This is a genomic window from Streptomyces sp. PTY087I2, assembly GCF_001687325.1.
In the GTDB taxonomy this organism is placed as follows: Bacteria; Actinomycetota; Actinomycetes; order Streptomycetales; family Streptomycetaceae; genus Streptomyces.
Genome location: NZ_LZRD01000002.1, coordinates 341,496 through 357,260, shown reverse-complemented (window position 1 = coordinate 357,260; position 15,765 = coordinate 341,496). Strand labels below are relative to the sequence as shown.

The window sequence follows — 15,765 nt, the reverse complement described above, 5'->3', positions numbered from 1 at the left end:
GGTGAGTGTCGAATCACATTGAAGGTGGGGCGTTCCACGGCCCGGTGGTGCAGGCCCGGACGGTACACATGCACTCGGGCGGTGCGCCTGCCGTCGGGCAACCGGCTGGTGAGTCCGGGCCGCCATTCATCGAACACGAGTTCGCTCGCCGCGTCGACCTCAACCGCAAGGCGCTGGCCACTGCGCGCAGCATCCGCCGGGTTGTCGACGCCGATGGGCTGCGGACTCCATGGCTGCACACTCCGCTCACCGATGTCCTCGAAGAGCTGGACTCTCCCGGAACGGTCTCGGCTCGCATGCGGTTGGTGGCCGGAACGCTGCAGCACTGGGTCGGCTGGAATCCGCCCACTGAAGGCTTTCGACAGCCTACGGCCAAGCGGGTCGAAGCAGCTCTCGCGGTGTGGCGTGCCCATGAGGGTGACCGCGCGGAGTGCCTTCTGGCCATCGTGGAGCTGGCCACCGTGTTGGAAGGTACGCCGCCCGGGTCCGCGAGGGGCGACGGCAGCACCATCACGTCGGTTCTGAAACGGGCGGCCTCAGCTGCAGAGGCCATGGGAGTCCTCATCCGTGAGCTGTGTGCGGCGTTCAAAGACTCTGGGCCGCATGACGATTTGCCTTTCGAGCACGTTTCTGCCGAGCGGAGGATGTTCTCGGCGTTGGAGGAATTGCAGGCATGCCAGCGCCGGCTAGCTGAGATAGGCGACGACGCTTCCCTGCTCGCCCGAGCGACGGGAGCCCTGCTGATTGCCGGGGGGTGGGGCACCGGGAAGTCTTACGGCCTCGGATCGTGGGCGGAGGCTCGGGTTGCTGCCGGGGCCCCGGTTGCGTTTGTCAGTGGTCAGGAACTCGGCGGAGAGCAGTGGGAGGAGAAGATCGCCGGCGCGGCTGTACAGGGTGGTCGGAGTGGTCCCGTTCGGGACCTGCTGGCGGCGCTTCAGGCGCACGCACGAGCCAGCGGGAAGCATGCCACGCTGGTGATCGACGCCCTCAACGATGTCGCCGCTCTGCGCGGTCATGAGCTGGACGGGTTCGCTTCCCTGTCGGTATTGCTGAGGGAGTTCCCCGAGGTCCTGCTTGTGGCATCGACCCGCCTGGACCGACGCATGTCACGGGACGAAGGTACGGTCGGACGCTACGGGATCCACTGGGCGCGCGGCGTGCCGGACCCGGAAAAAGCCTGGGAGGTCCTGCGAGATGTCTACCAGGTGCCCGCGCTGGCTCTTCCACCTGATGTCGCCGAACTGCGCCGCCCCTTGATGCTTGCCGTGCTCGCATGGTGCCTGCACCAGGAGCATGACACCGTGGACAGCGATGCGCCCGTGTCAGTGCCCAGCGTTGGTGACCTCTTCGAGCGGTGGCTGAAGATCCACGACAAGCACTACTTCGAGTACCTTCACGGTCGGCCACCCGCCGCCTGCCAGCCGGGCCTGTGCACTCCTCGGCGCGCTTATGGGTCTGGAAGGCTCCCTCGACCACGGCTCGGCATGTGCGGCTCTGCGCGGTGAGCCTGAACTGGGAGAACCTGTACAGCTCCTGGAGTGGCTCTTCCAAGCGGGTGTATTGGCGTCGGATCCACAGAATCAGCGGATCGGATTCGCTGTGCAGAGGTTTGCCGAGCATGTCTGGGCCCGTAACCTGATGGACGGACCGGGGCGTCGGCCCAAGTTGGCTTCCCTGGTGAAGGATCTGTCCGGCCCTGACGAATCCTCCCATCACGCCTTCCGCATGCTGTCCGCACTGGCCGGCGTGATGCCCCGCACCGACCAGAAGACCGGGCAGAAGAAGGAGCTCCCGCACTTCCTGCCGAAGCGGTTGCCATCGGCAGCCGTCATGGCTGTTCTGGATTCTCTCGCAGGCAGGCATCGCGACCAGGTCACTGATCAATCGCTCCGATTCCTGAGCCGATATACGTCCGACTCTGAGCTGGCACCGTGGGTCTGGTACACCGTGCTGGTGAACTCGGTCTGCCCAGACCATCAAGCCGGTGTCGGCTTCCTCCACCGTGAGCTTCGTGGTCTGAACAAGCGCCAGTTGACAAGCCGCTTCATCGTTCCGATGCTGCATCTCTTGGAAGATCGGGACGGAATGACGATGGTCCAGCAGTTCATCCGATGGGTGGGGCACGGGGCCGACGAGGTTCGGAGGAATGCGGCGGATGTGACCAAAGTGCTGCTGTGGCTGGCTGCAGTGCCCAGCCCTCCACTACGTGCTCAGTGTGTGCGTGCGGTAGCGCAGATTTGGCGGGACGTTCCCGGGGCGGCGATCGAGCAGGTGGAATTCTTCGGGAAGCACAACGATGCATATATTGCCGAGGCGAGTTGGCTGGCCGCGTACGGTGCGCTCTTGCTGGGCCGTGACGAAGTTCCGGTGGAGAAGTGGAACGCCGTCATGATGCGTGACGGGTCCAGGGCACACAGAGGCATCCAACAGACGATCTCCAGCATGCGCATCCTGCTCCGGCCGTCGTCCGACATGCCGTGCGACGAGCCGAGGGTCGGACTGCCATGGGCTCCTCCGCTGCCGGTCTCCCGGCGAAGGCTGGAGCTGTGCGAGAGGTACTTCGGGTCGATGGTCGAGAAGACCGAGAGCCATCCAAGGCGCTATCGGTGGCTGGTCCAGCGGTCTCGCGTTCTCAAGCCGAGGCGGCTCGAGGTGAAGATGCGTGGTCGGACGGGCTACCGTCCTGGGGAATGGCCTGCCTACGTCCAGCAGCAGAAGGTCCTCGAGACCGCCCTGGAGGAATGGCACGGCTCGACCGAGTCCGGCCTGGGCGGGCTGCGCGCCTGGTCCGAGCTCTCCGTGCTCGACCGGCGGCACGGGATCGACCCCACCGTCCCACCTGGGTGGCCGACGTCCTCGGCCCACCTGAGCCGGCGGTCCGACTCCTGGTGGTGTGCCGCGGTGGGCGAGGGAGACATCGCCGATGTGTTGAGAGGCATGCAGCCGGCCCAGTTCGCGATGGTGCGAGACCCCGACGGGGCGGCCTGGCATGTACTGAGCGCCACTTACCGCCTTGACCGGCCTGATGGCGTGAAGAGAGAAGACCAACTTCCAGTTCTCGTCACCGACCGGTACACCGTTCTACAACTGGACGGGGGCTTGTCATCGGCGCCCGCCAGACCGCGTTCAGGCCGGAGGTATGTCCATCTAGAGGTGGAGACAGTTCTTGTGCGGAGCACCATGGGGGCGGACGCCATCGCAACTGTCCTGCGAACCGGGGAGTCACCACAGCTGAGCGAGCGGTTGCCGCCGCATATGTACCTCGCGGAGTACTTCCGGCGACCGGGAACTGCCCTGGAGCTCTCGTCCGGCGGTGAAACCACGGTACCCAGCACGGCGGAATACGAGGACGTCTACCTCGTACCCCTGACGGACAGTGCCGAGGGCAAGCCGGAGAACCGAGCGGTCCCGTCACGGGCGCTTGCCGAACTGTTGGACCTTCATTGGAGCGGCCGGCGCCTCGACTTTCATCTTCCCGGTGATGAACAGCCAGTTATCCACGACCCGGGCATCGACCCTCACGGACCGCCGGCGCTGCTGATGGCGACCGCTGTCACGGCCACACTTGCCGCTCAAGGCTGGAACCTGGCTTGGAGAGTCAGAGTGACGGAGAACCCTGGATTCGGCCGGACAACTTGGACTGGTCTCTGTGGACCCCATGGTGAAGTCCTCGCCGGCCAAGAGGACTGCGGCGAACGGGACGGCGATTGGCAGGTCGAACGTCTCAACTACTGGCGCTGATACTGACGGCCCCGGATGGAAGAAGGTTTTGATCCCCACGAACAGGTGCTGGCCGCGGGGGCGACTTTGTTGGACGGCGGCTCCGAGAGACGGAGCTGGCGTATCTATGCCGATCCCGCGGGGCATCCCGTTCTGCCTGGTCCGTCACTGAGGACAGGGGTACCGTCACGCAACCGCGAGATCACGTGCGGAGCCAGATGGTGAGGGCTGCGGCAGTTGCGGTGTGCAGGCCCTGCCACGCGGTCTCGGCCTGGTGTTCTGTCGGCTCGGCCCCTGAGAAGCGGGAGCCGGCGGCGGATCGGTGCGGGAGCCGGCCGCGTGCTGATGAGCCCGCACGATGAGAGCCCGCCGCAGCCGTCCTTGGACCCGATGCCTCAGGGCGCCTGGGTGGCCCCGGTCCGCGTGAGGGCGCAGGCTCGTTTCTGTGGTGGACCCCGCCGCCCGCACAGGTGAGTTCCACCAATGCTGTCCCACATGATGTTTGTGAGGAACCTGCGGTTCTCGCACTGCAGGACCGCGTCTTCGAGAGGGCCCAGCGACTCAACTGTGATCGTGGTTTCGGAACCAAACCGGGCCTGAAAGAGCGTTTTATCCCACTCAGGGTGCTTCATTACAGTTTAGGTGGCGGACTGCTCGGGTTGGCTGAGGCAGTAGATGTCTCTTGTGGCAGATGATGAGGAACATGACGGCCCTCGGGGGTCTGTTTCGACCCTTTCGCTCCTGTCTGATCCCCAACACGCCCCCGGTCGCGCCTGTTTGCGCCCTGTAGCGGGACGGTGGTCATCGGTATTACAGAAACATGCTTCGTCGACAGCGACCGCATCCGAGCGACCTGTCCGATGCCCGTTGAAAACTGCTGGAACCGACTCTGACGGCCTGGCGGGCCGAGCGAAGAGGGAAGGGCCTGGCCATCGGACGGCCGCCCGAGCACGATCTGCGCCGGATCATGGACGCCATCCTCTATGTCGACCGGACCGGGATTCCCTGGCGGTATCTGCCGCACGACTTCGCCCCATGGGAGACGGTTTACGGCTACTTCGCCGCCTGGCAGAAAGACGAGGTCTTCGACCAGCTCAACGGCCTCCTGCGGCGCCTGGTCCGAAAGGCCGAAGGCGGCAACGCCGAGCCGAGCGCTTGCGTCCTGGACGCCCAGAGCATCAAGACCTCAGCAAACGTGCCCGCAGTCGGCCAGGGCATCGACGCGGGCAAGAAGATCGCAGGACGCAAACGTCACATCGGCGTCGACACACTTGGCCTCCTCCTGACCGTGCTGGGCACCGCCGCCAGCGTCTCCGACAACGCCGGCGGCATCCGCCTGCTCTCGGACATCCCCGCAGGCCACCCCCGCATCACCAAAGCCTGGGCCGACACCGGCTACCGCACCAAGGTCGTCGAGCACGGCGCCCGCCTGGGCATCGACGTCGAAGTCACCCGCCGAGACCCCGCCCAAAAAGGCTTCAAGGTGATCCCGCGGCGCTAGGTCGTCGAGCGGACCTTCGGCTGGCTCATGTACCACCGCCGGCTCGCCCGCGACTACGAAACCCACCCCCACCGCTCCGAAGCGATGATCCGCCTCGCGATGATCGACCTGATGAGCCGCAGGCTCACCCGAGAGTCGACTCCGAACTGGAAGGACTCATAGCCTCCGCGCCACGCTGACGCGCGCGCCCTCTCCCCTCATCGTCTGCGGCCAGCGGTCATCGATGACATCCGCCACTTCCCGGCAGGCGCCGCAGGCGTCTTCCCGTCCCGGGAGCCACCAGTGGTCGGACGGCGACATGCAGGTTTCCTGGATGCCGCACAGCGTCTTGTCGAAGATGCCGAACGCATGGGAGACGCCAGAGGCAAGGCCAACCGCGACGGCGTTCCCCCAGCGCATCCCCGGGGGCAGATACGGCGGTCGCGAAATCTCGAACCACTCGCCGCCCACATGGGTGGCCGCATGGCACCAGGAACAGGACCAAATTTCCTCTTCCCAGGCCGTCGGTGGCACCGGCCACCGCCACATCGACCGCCCGCACACATCACACTCCACAAGCGGATCCTCACACGCTGGCACGGGCCACCCCAAGCGGCCGGCATCACCCGAGTTATCAAACGCCATGCTCGGGACAAAACGCTCTCCAGAACGAAGAAGAAGCCCACCGGCGAACCGGTGAGGCTTCTTTGGGTACATGCTCAGGTATCCACGATGCATGTACGGACGACAACCGAGGACGAACCCGCTCTAGTCGGCAGGGGCACGAACCGTGGGGTACTCACCGAAGGCTCCCGTCGAGACGGACCGTCCAGAGCATGCAGCATCCGATCACGTTGCTCGGCCGAGAGGCGAGCCAGCAGGGTCACGACCCGGCCTAGCTCGTCCTCGCTCGACGTCACCGATCACCCGCCAGGTCTAGATCACGCTCGGACGCATCGACAGGAGTCGACGCCTGCTTCGGCCGGCGCCACGGACGAGCGATCGGCTGGGACACCCCGCGCCACCAAGCATCCGCGGGCAGCTTGCCCGCGGGCTCGAACGGCTCACCGGGACAGGGAAACGCCACCGTCTGGCCGGCCTCCTCGGCCGCGTCCTTCGTCCACTCCCCCGGCTCCGCCCACGGATGCGGCGCCAGGTTGAAGGTGGCCCAGTGGATCGGCAGCATCACACCGGCCGGAGCGCCTCCCTGCAGGTCAAGATGGGCCTGGACCCCCTGCGCGGGCGTCATGTGAATGTCTGGCCACGCCCCAGGCATCGGCGTATAGTCCGTGTGGTTCTTGGGCCAGTACTCCGAGTACGCGCCGATCTGGATCATGGTGGCGTCGAAGGGACCGTGCTCGGCGCCGATGTCCCGGAAGCCGGGGAAATAGCCGGTGTCCCCGCTGTGGTAGATCCGGTGCTCCGGGCCCGCGACGGCCCAGGACGCCCAGAGGGTGTGCTGCCCGTTGCGCAGCCCGCGCCCGCAGAAGTGGCGTGCGGGGGTGGCGGTGAGCCTGATTCCGGCAACCGTCGCGGTCTCGTTCCAGTCGAGCTCGTGCATCCGGGCGACGGGCACACCCCAGCGCTCCAGATGGGCTCCGACACCGAGCGGCACGACGAAGGCCGTGTCGGTGCCGGCCAGGGCACGGATCGTCGGCAGGTCGAGGTGGTCGTAGTGGTCGTGGGAGATCACGACGACGTCGACGGGTCCGAGCGCCGCCAGGGACAGCGGGGTGGGGTGCAGCCGCTTCGGCCCGGCGAACGGGAACGGGGAACAGCGCTCGCCCCAGACCGGGTCGAACAGGATCCGTCGGCCGTCGATCTCCGCCAGCACGCTGGAATGGCCCATCCAGGTCAGCCGGAGCCCGGTGACGGGCGGTGCGGCCAGATCGGCGAGAGTGGTGGGGTGCACGGGCACGGCGCCGTTCGGCGTCCTCAGGGCCCGCTGCTCCTTCTGGAAATAGGTCTTGGCGAATTCGACGGTGGACCCGGAGGGCCTGATGCGGGCCCCCACCGGATTCTGGAACGCTCCGTCGACGAAATGGGGCGAGCGGCGGATGCGCTCCATCCGCGCTCCGGCCGGATCGGCCCCGAAGGACTCGGTACGCATCGAGCGCAGTTTCGTGCGGAGCGGAAGCAGGTAGTCAGCGCCGGTCACAACATCTCCTGAGGGAGTCGGTGTCGTCTCATTATCGTCGGCCTGTACGACAGGGCGAGCAGAAGATGCTGAACGGGGCAGCCGGCCCGGCCGACGGGGGCGTCAGCCACGCGGCTGCCCGTAGACGTGGTCGATGTGCAGGGTGAGCAGCACCCTGCGGTCCTCGACCATGGCCCGCCGGTAGTCGTCCCAGTCGGGGTGCTCGCCCCTGACGTCCCGGTAGAGCGTGATCAGGGCCTCCACGGTGGCATCGTCCGGGGTCTCGGCGGGCGGGGTCAGCTCGGCGGTTCCGTCGGCGACGGTCCAGGCCCACCGGTCGTCGCTCGTGACGTGGTAGCTCGCCCGGGGGTCGCGCCGCAGGTTGCGGGTCTTGGCCCGGCCCTCGGTGATCGAGACGCGGACCACCTGCTCCTCCGGGGAGAAGGCGTGATTGACGTTGGACAGCTGAGGGCGTCCGTCCTGCTTCAGGGTGACCAGAACGCCGCCGTCCTGTTCCCCGAGGAGACGGAGCAGCGCTTCCTGAGCCGGTTCGATTCGCGTCATGCAGAGTGCAACGTCCGGGCCGGCCGGAGGATTCCGGTTCCGGTCTCCCTCGGCCGGTCCTGTCACATTCGTGGGCCCCCGTTACGTCCTCCTGGTGAACGTCCGTTCCCCAGGTCGCCGCCGGTCACCGGCCATCGTCCGTGCCGCCGCTGACCTGGCCGATTCGTTAGGGTGTCCCGGTGGCAAGAGTCCGGTTGAACGTGGCGGAGCGCCGTGAGGAGCTGCTGCGCGCCGCGGTCGAGCAGATCGAGGTCCGCGGGGTCTCGTCCGTGCGGATCGCCGATGTGGCCTCGGTGCTGGGCGTGAGCAACGCGCTCGTCCTCTACCACTTCTCGACCAAGGAGAAGCTGGTCGCGGCGGCGTTCGCGTACGCGGCCGAGGCCGATCTCGCCCACCTCCGCAAGCTGCTGGCCCGCCGCACCACCGCCGTACGCCGACTGCGGGCGGCCGTCCGGTGGTACGCGCCGACGGGAACGGCCAAGGGCTGGCGGCTGTGGATCGAGGGCTGGGCCGCATCCCTGCGCGACCCGGCCCTCCGTGAGGTCGCGGGCGATCTCGACCAGCAGTGGAAGGCGGAGCTGGCCCAGGTCATCGAGGAGGGCGCCGCCGCCGGAGAGTTCCGGTGCGAGGATCCCCGGTCGGCGGCCTGGCGGCTCACCGCCCTGCTGGACGGGATGGCCGTGCAGACGACCTCGTACGCGGGTCCGCTCTCCCGCACCACGATGCTGCGGTGGACCGACGAAGCGCTCGCCCGCGAGCTGGGCATCGACCTCGCCGAGCTGACCGGTGCCTCGGTCACGAACGCCTCGGCCGACGGCTGACCGCCCGGAACTCTCGTCGTCCCTGATCCCCGGCCGCCAACCGATTGCCTGGAACCTCGTCGCCGGCCTACCGGTCCCCGGGTCAGGTCTGGCGCACCGGTGCGTACGCCGCCCCCTCCAGTCCGAACGTCCAGGCGACCCCGTCCTTCGCGGTGCGGGTGGCGGGCGGTACGCGCAGCCAGTAGGTGCGGTACGTGCCGTCCGGCTCGGGGGTGGAGTTGACCACCTCGACCATCACCACGTCCTCGTCGCCGTCGAGGGCGATGCGCCAGAGGATGCCCGTCTCGTCGCGGTGGACGGGCTCGGCGCCCGACTCGGTGAGGTAGCGGTCGTAGCCGTAGCACTCCAGCATCACCCGGCGCAGCTCCGCGTTCTCCTCGGCGCGGATCCGCTCGGGGGTGAGGGCGGACAGCTCGTCCAGGAACGCCGCGGGCACCGGCATGCCGCGCCAGGCGTGCAGCGCGAACCCGTCCCCGTACGCGAGGGCCGGCCCCTCCCCGTGGTCGAGCCGGCCCGCCTCGTCGCGGTGGAGGACGTCGGGCCGCTCGGTGATCACCACGGCGTGCTCGTACGGCCACCACCAGCCGGCGTTGCGGGCCACCTCCGCGAGGCCGGCGAGCCGGTCGCCGTGCCCGTCGAAGGCGGCGAGCCAGGCGGCGTCGTGCTGGCCGAGCACCGCGTCCAGGAGCACCAGCCGGACGGCCCCCTCGTCCTCGGGCCGGGGCGCCAGGTCGGCGACGACGCCGGTCCGTATCCGCTCGGCGAGCGCGGCCGTGGTCTCCCACAGCTGGGCGCCGGTGGCGGACCAGAGCGCCGACCAGCCCGCCGGGTCCAGCTCGTCGTACATCCGGCGGCGTTCGTCCGCCCAGGGGCGGGTGCGGACCTCCTCGCGCACCGACCGTCCGGCGTCGGTCAGCTTCTCCACCGCCTCGACGGCGGCCCGGGGCGATGCGGCCCAGATGATCCGCTCCGGCTCGGCCAGTCCGGCGGTGCGGTAGGCGCGCCGCACCCCGGCCTCGGCCGCCGCCCGGTCCGCCCGGCCGGTCGCCGCCGCCACGCTCCGCCAGGAATTCACGTTCTGCATCGGTTGTCCCCGTCCCCTGCTGTGCTCGGTCTGTTCTGGAAGGCTGTGTTCGCGCTGTTCGCGCTGTTCGCTCCGGATGTCCGTGCTCGCTCCGGCACGGCGGAACGGTCAGTCCGCCACGATGCGGACCGCGCCCGGTGCGTACTCCCGCTGGCGCACGACGCGGAACCAGCCCTTGGGCAGCGGGATCACCGCGTGCTCCTCGTGCACCACCCGGCCGCCCTCGGGGAGATGGAGCAGCATCGAGCCGAACCGGCCCGCTTCCCGGATCAGTCGGCCGGGGCCCTGCACGGCGTGCGCGTGTCCGGTGACCTCGCCGAGTGCGAGCACCAGCCGCCCCCGCCCGTCGCGCAGTTCGCCCGGGGCCTCCAGGAAGGGGGCGGGCACCGCCGACTCGTCCAGCTCCATGATCAGTACATCGCCCTGCCGGTACACAGACGTCTCCCCTCGTCGCGGCACCCGCTGTGCCGACCCTGCGAAAAACGCTACGGGCAGGGTCTGACAACGGGCCCCGGCGACGGCCGTGCCGGGTCCCGGCCGGGGGTCCCGGCCGCGGCGTTGTCAGTGCGGCTTGATAGACCTTGCGGACAACAGCCGTCCCCAGGATCAGGAGCTCACGGCCATGTACGGTGCACAGCATCTGCACGAGTTCGGCGGCCTTCCGGCCGTCGACTTCCAGCGCACGGCCGACGGGGGCTCCCGGCCCGCCGCGGATGCCGTGGCCTGGCGCGTCTATGTCGATCCGTACGGAGGCGACGAGGACCGGGACCGGCCCTGGGAGGAGGAGTTCGCCGACTTCCTGGACTCGGTCGACCCGGCCGGGGTGCGGGCCCTGATCATCGGTCAGTGGGGCGAGGCCTACGAGGAGAACTCCTCCGTGCCGATCGGTCTGCTGATCGCCGCCGCCGACCGGCTGACCTCGCTGGAGGCGGTGTTCATCGGGGATCTGGAGGCGGAGGAGGCCGAGATCACCTGGATCCAGCAGTCGGACGTGACGGCGCTGCTGGCGGCCTTCCCCGCGCTGACGGAGCTCGGGGTGCGCGGCGGCTCGGAGCTGCTGTTCCCGCCGACGAAGCACGAGCGGCTGCGGGCGCTGACGATCCAGGCGGGCGGGCTGCCGGTCGAGGTGGTGCGCGGGGTGCTGGACAGCGAACTGCCCGCGCTGGAGCGGCTGGACCTCTGGCTCGGGGTGTCCGCCTACGAGGGGAACACCGATGTCGCCGACCTCGCCCCGCTACTCTCCGGCACCCGTTTCCCCCGGCTGAACCACCTGGGCGTGCGCAACGGCGAGATCCAGAACGAGGTCGCCGCCGCCATCGCCTCGGCTCCGGTCGTCGCCCAGCTGAGGGTGCTCGATCTGTCGAACGGGACGCTGGGCGACGAGGGGGCGGCCGCCCTGCTCGAAGGGCAGCCGCTGACCCACCTGGAAGTCCTCGATCTCCACCACCACTTCCTCGGCGACGCCATGGCGGAGCGGGTCCGTTCCGCCCTGGAGCCGCACGGGGTACGCGTCGATCTCTCCGAGAAGTGCGAGCCCTGGGGCGACCGTGGCGTCGAGGGCCGCTACACCGCCGTCTCGGAGTAGGGGCAGGGCGTCATGACGTACATCGGCATTCGTCACTTCGACCGCTTCCACGGGCTGCCGGTCCACACCCCGGCGCCGTCGTCCGGGTCCCTGCCCGATCCCGGCACCGTGGCCTGGCGGCTGGAGTGCGACTACGGCGAGGGCGCGGACTTCACCACCCTGTGGGACCAGTTCCAGGACGTGGTGGACACGGAGCAGGTCCGGGCGCTCGTCATCGGCCCCTGGTGGCGTACGGACTACACGCCGTTCGACGAGGTGTTGGAGCTGCTCGTCGACGACGCGTCGGCCTTCCCGGCGCTGCGCGGGCTCTTCCTCGCCGATGTGGTGAGCGAGGAGTGCGAGGTGTCCTGGCTGCGCATGTGCGACATCACCCCGGTGCTCGAAGCGCTGCCGTCGCTGGAGGAGTTCGCCGTGCGCGGCTGCGGCCACGCAGGGCTCGGGATGCGTCCCCTGCGTCATGCGGCGCTGAAGTCGCTGCGCTTCGAGTCCGGCGGGCTGCCCGGTCATCTGGTGCGGGCCGTCGCCGCGAGCGAGCTGCCCGCGCTGGAGCGGCTGGACCTGTGGTTCGGCAGTTCGTGGTACGGCGGCGACGCCACGGTCGACGACATCCGGCCGCTCCTGTCGGGCGGGGTGTTCCCCCGGCTGCGCCATCTGGGGCTCCAGAACAGCGAGATCCAGGACGAGATCGCCGTCGCCGTGGGATCCGCTCCCGTGGTCGCCCAGCTGGAGACGCTGGCGCTGTCCATGGGCACCCTGAGCGACACGGGCGGCGAGGCCCTGCTCAACGGGCAGCCCCTGAGCCATCTGTCCACGCTCGACCTGCGCCACCACTACCTCACCGAGCCGGTGCTGGACCGCATCAGGACCGCGTGCGCCCCGGCCGTGGTCGAGGCAGGCGAGGCCGAGGAGGACTGGTCGGACCCGGACGACGAGGACGACGAACCGGAACGCTATGTCGCGGTCAGCGAGTAGCGGCGGGGGCGGCCCGGAGCCGCGCTTCGCGGTCGTCGGCAACCCGGACAACCGGCGGGTCGCCTTCTTCGAGGAGGCCGTGCGGGCCGCCGGTCTGCCCGCGGCCCGGGTCGTGTCCTGGCTCCAGGTGCTGCGCGGGGAGGCGGCGTTCGCCCCCGGCGAGAGCGTGCGGATCGATTCGCCCGGCGAGGACGCCGAGGTGGACCGGCTGCTCCGCGGGGTGGACGACCCGACCCGGGTGGAGGGCTCGGCCCGGTGGTACGCGCGCTTCACGGCGGCGGTGGAGACGGTGTCCGGTGCGGCGTCCGCCGCGGGTGCCGAGGTGCTGGGCTCCCCCGCCGACATCGCCGTGCTCTTCGACAAGCGGCTGTGCCACGGGCTGCTCGACCGGGCGGGCGTCCCCGTGCCCGCCTCGCCGACGTCCGGACCGGCGGGGGCCCCGGTGCGCGGCTGGTCCGACGTACGGGAGTTGCTGCGCGAGCACCGGATGCCCCGGGCGTTCGTGAAGCTCGCGCACGGCTCCTCCGCCTCCGGGGTGCTGGCGGTGGAGACGGCGGGCCCCGGCCGGGTCCGGGCGAGCACATCGGTCGAACGGGACGCGTCGGGGCGGCTGTTCAACTCGCTGCGGGTCAGGCGCTACACCTCGGAGCGGGAGGTCGGCGCGGTCGTGGACGCGCTGGCCCCGGACGGGCTGCACATCGAGCGCTGGCTCCCGAAGGCGTCCCAGCGGGGGCGGGCCGCGGACCTGCGGATCGTGGTGGTCGGCGGCCGGGCGACGCACGGCGTGGTGCGCACGAGCACGAGCCCCATGACCAATCTGCATCTCGGCGGCGCACGCGGCGACCTCGACGAGGTCCGGGGCGCCGTGGCGGCGGCGGGCGGCTCCTGGCGTGAGGCGCTGGCGATGTGCGAGCGGGCGGCGGCCTGCTTCCCCGGGACGCCCTGTGTGGGCGTCGACCTCCTGCCCACGGCCGGCTGGCGGCGCTTCGCCGTCGGCGAGGTCAACGCCTTCGGCGATCTGCTGCCCGGACTGACCGGTCTGCCGGGCAGCGGCGCCGAGGGCCTCAACACCTATGCGGCGCAGGTCGCCGCCGTACTAGACCGAACAAGGAACCACCGTGCCGTCACCGCTTCCTGAACCCGCCACGCCCTCTGAGTCCGGCCGGCCCGACATGGGCGAGGTCGTGGGCAGCCACGATCTGCTGCTGGTCGCCCTGGACACCCTCCGCCACGATGTCGCCGTCGAGCTGGCAGCCGCCGGGCGCATCCCCAACCTCGCCCGGCACCTGCCCGGCGGCGGCTGGGAGGAACGGCACGCCCCGGGCAGCTTCACCTACGCCTCGCACCAGGCGATGTTCGCCGGGTTCCTGCCGACGCCCGCCTCCCCCGGGCCGCACACCCGGCTGTTCGCGGCGCGGTTCGCGGGCAGTGAGACGACGGCGGACGGCACCTTCGTCTTCGACACGCCGGACCTGGTGTCGGGGCTGGCCGCCGAGGGCTATCGCACGGTGTGTATCGGCGGGGTCGGCTTCTTCAACCGTCAGGGGCCGCTCGGTTCGGTGCTGCCCGGAATGTTCCAGGAGAGCCACTGGGAGCCCGGCTTCGGCGTCGCCTCGCCCACCTCGTTCGAGGAGCAGGTGGCGCGGGCGGAGGAGGTCGTCGCGGCACTCCCCCGGGAGCAGCGGCTGTTCCTCTTCGTCAATGTGTCCGCCCTGCACCAGCCGAACTGGTTCCATCTGCCCGGCGCGACCCGCGAGGCGGGCGACTCCCGGGCCACGCACGCGGCGGCCCTGGAGTATGTGGACCGGCACATCGGCCGGCTCTTCGCCGCCGCGAGCAGCCGCCGCCGGTGCTTCGCCATCGTCTGCTCCGACCACGGCACCGCCTACGGCGACGACGGCTACACCGGTCACCGGCTCGGCCACCCGGCCGTCTGGACCGTCCCGTACGCCCACTTCTTCCTCGAACCACCCGCAGGCGAGCCATCCGCATCACCGGAACCGGAGGCCGCCCGATGACGATCACCGCAGGCACTCCCGCGCCGCCCGCCGTCCGGCCGTACGAGAGTTACGTCTACGCCTATCCGCACAAGACGGCCTACCGGCCGCTGGAGGACCGCCCCGTCCTGCGGTCGCTCTGGGCGGCGGAGCCGAAGGACGCCCTCTCCCTCTATCTCCACATACCGTTCTGCGAGGTCCGCTGCGGCTTCTGCAATCTCTTCACCCGGATCGGCGCGCCCGAGGAGCTGACGACGCGCTATCTGGACGCGCTGGACCGGCAGGCCCTGGCGGTGCGGGAGGCGCTGGGCGACGAGGAGCCGGTCCGGTTCGCGGCGGCCGCGTTCGGCGGCGGGACGCCGACGTTTCTGACCGCCGGGGAGCTGGAGCGGCTCTGCGATATCGCGGAGAAGCGGATGGGCGCCGACCTGAGCGCGGTCCCGCTGTCCGTGGAGACCTCGCCGTCCACCGCCACCGCCGACCGGCTGGCGGTACTGGCCGACCGGGGCACGACCAGGATCAGCATCGGCGTGCAGAGCTTCGTGGACGAGGAGGCCCGGGCGGCCGTCCGCCCGCAGCGCCGCGCCGACGTGGAAGCGGCGCTCGGCCGGATCCGCGACGCCCGGATCCCGGTGCTGAACATCGACCTGATCTACGGCATCGACGGGCAGACCGAGCGCAGCTGGCTCGCCTCGCTGGACGCGGCGCTGGCCTGGCGGCCGGAGGAGCTGTATCTCTATCCGCTGTACGTGCGTCCGCTCACCGGTCTGCACCGCCTGGGCGCGGCGGCCGACGCCGAGGCGCGGGCCCTGGAGGACGCCGCCTGGGACCAGCAGCGGCTGCGGCTGTACGCGGTGGGGCGGGACCATCTCCTGGCCCACGGCTACGAGCAGGTGTCGATGCGGATGTTCCGGCGGACCGACGCCCCGCGTGCGCAGGAGGGCCCGGAGGACTACGCCTGCCAGACCGACGGCATGATCGGCCTGGGCTGCGGGGCCCGTTCGTACACGTCCGCCCTCCACTACTCCTTCGACTACGCGGTGGACATGCGGGAGATCCGGTCGATCATCGACCGTTTCACCGCCACCGAGGACTTCTCCCGGGCCGAGGTCGGCCGGTACGTCGACGCGGACGAGGCGCGTCGGCGGCATCTGTTGCAGTCGCTGCTCCAGGCGTCCGGGCTGCCGGTGGTGGAGTACCGGGCCCGGTTCGGCACGGATCCGGGCGAGGACTTTCCGGCCGAGCTGGCGGGGTTCGCGGCCCGGGGCTGGCTGGACACGTCGGCGCCGGACGGTCTGCTGCGGCTGTCCCCGTCGGGTCTCGCCCACTCCGACGCGCTGGGTCCGGCGCTGTTCTCCCCCGGGGTGCGGGCGGCGATGGCCGCGTACGAGAGGAAGTGACCGGG

The 15,765-nt window shown here is 70.0% G+C and carries 13 protein-coding genes and 1 pseudogene; 9 read left to right on the top strand and 5 right to left on the bottom strand.

Features of this window, described 5'->3' with window-relative positions:
• Positions 1–5: 5 nt before the first annotated feature.
• The 3 genes and pseudogenes from A3Q37_RS03395 (at position 6) to A3Q37_RS03385 (ending at position 5,383) form a co-directional block, all read left to right on the top strand.
• Complete coding sequence (locus A3Q37_RS03395) at positions 6–1,505, top strand: hypothetical protein (protein WP_141693543.1); 1,500 nt, start codon at positions 6–8, stop codon at positions 1,503–1,505.
• 172 nt (positions 1,506–1,677) lie between these two features.
• Positions 1,678–3,741: a hypothetical protein gene (locus tag A3Q37_RS03390; RefSeq protein WP_141693542.1), complete on the top strand. Its 2,064-nt coding sequence runs from the start codon at positions 1,678–1,680 to the stop codon at positions 3,739–3,741.
• Positions 3,742–4,594: 853 nt separating this feature from the next.
• Positions 4,595–5,383, top strand: a pseudogene (locus A3Q37_RS03385) (IS5 family transposase).
• On the opposite strand, the gene A3Q37_RS03380 reads toward A3Q37_RS03385, so the two are convergent.
• The 3 genes from A3Q37_RS03380 to A3Q37_RS03370 form a co-directional block, all read right to left on the bottom strand.
• On the bottom strand, positions 5,378–5,776 hold the full coding sequence (locus tag A3Q37_RS03380) for a hypothetical protein (RefSeq protein WP_065477273.1): 399 nt from the start codon (positions 5,774–5,776) through the stop codon (positions 5,378–5,380). The pseudogene A3Q37_RS03385 and the gene A3Q37_RS03380 overlap by 6 nt on opposite strands.
• Before the next feature lie 340 nt (positions 5,777–6,116).
• Positions 6,117–7,358, bottom strand: coding sequence for an MBL fold metallo-hydrolase (locus tag A3Q37_RS03375; protein WP_065477271.1), 1,242 nt, complete (start codon positions 7,356–7,358; stop codon positions 6,117–6,119).
• A 102-nt stretch (positions 7,359–7,460) separates the two neighbouring features.
• Positions 7,461–7,901, bottom strand: a complete 441-nt coding sequence (locus tag A3Q37_RS03370; protein ID WP_065477269.1) for a PPOX class F420-dependent oxidoreductase — start codon at positions 7,899–7,901, stop codon at positions 7,461–7,463.
• A 179-nt stretch (positions 7,902–8,080) separates the two neighbouring features.
• Between A3Q37_RS03370 and A3Q37_RS03365 the strand changes: the two genes are divergently transcribed.
• A complete protein-coding gene (locus tag A3Q37_RS03365; protein WP_065477268.1) occupies positions 8,081–8,722 on the top strand; it encodes a TetR/AcrR family transcriptional regulator in 642 nt (213 codons plus the stop codon).
• A gap of 82 nt (positions 8,723–8,804) precedes the next feature.
• On the opposite strand, the gene A3Q37_RS03360 is transcribed toward A3Q37_RS03365, so the two are convergent.
• Complete coding sequence (locus A3Q37_RS03360) at positions 8,805–9,806, bottom strand: DUF6745 domain-containing protein (RefSeq protein WP_065477267.1); 1,002 nt, start codon at positions 9,804–9,806, stop codon at positions 8,805–8,807.
• Positions 9,807–9,914: 108 nt separating this feature from the next.
• Positions 9,915–10,241 (bottom strand): hypothetical protein, encoded by a 327-nt coding sequence (locus tag A3Q37_RS03355; protein ID WP_065477266.1) that lies wholly within the window; start codon positions 10,239–10,241, stop codon positions 9,915–9,917.
• Positions 10,242–10,428: 187 nt separating this feature from the next.
• Between A3Q37_RS03355 and A3Q37_RS03350 the strand changes: the two genes are divergently transcribed.
• The 5 genes from A3Q37_RS03350 to A3Q37_RS03330 are packed head-to-tail and all read left to right on the top strand — an operon-like array spanning position 10,429 to position 15,760.
• Positions 10,429–11,391 carry an STM4015 family protein gene (locus A3Q37_RS03350; RefSeq protein WP_065477264.1) on the top strand — a complete coding sequence of 321 codons (963 nt, stop codon included), beginning with the start codon at positions 10,429–10,431 and terminating at the stop codon, positions 11,389–11,391.
• 12 nt (positions 11,392–11,403) lie between these two features.
• Positions 11,404–12,363: an STM4015 family protein gene (locus A3Q37_RS03345; protein WP_065477261.1), complete on the top strand. Its 960-nt coding sequence runs from the start codon at positions 11,404–11,406 to the stop codon at positions 12,361–12,363.
• The gene (locus A3Q37_RS03340; RefSeq protein WP_065477259.1) at positions 12,344–13,501 is read left to right on the top strand and encodes an STM4014 family protein; all 1,158 of its coding nucleotides are present in this window, start codon (positions 12,344–12,346) and stop codon (positions 13,499–13,501) included. Before A3Q37_RS03345 ends, A3Q37_RS03340 begins: the two co-directional genes overlap by 20 nt.
• 34 nt (positions 13,502–13,535) lie before the next feature.
• Complete coding sequence (locus A3Q37_RS03335) at positions 13,536–14,381, top strand: STM4013/SEN3800 family hydrolase (protein WP_065477257.1); 846 nt, start codon at positions 13,536–13,538, stop codon at positions 14,379–14,381.
• A complete protein-coding gene (locus A3Q37_RS03330; RefSeq protein WP_065477255.1) occupies positions 14,378–15,760 on the top strand; it encodes an STM4012 family radical SAM protein in 1,383 nt (460 codons plus the stop codon). The genes A3Q37_RS03335 and A3Q37_RS03330 overlap by 4 nt, the downstream gene beginning before the upstream one ends.
• Positions 15,761–15,765: the final 5 nt, after the last annotated feature.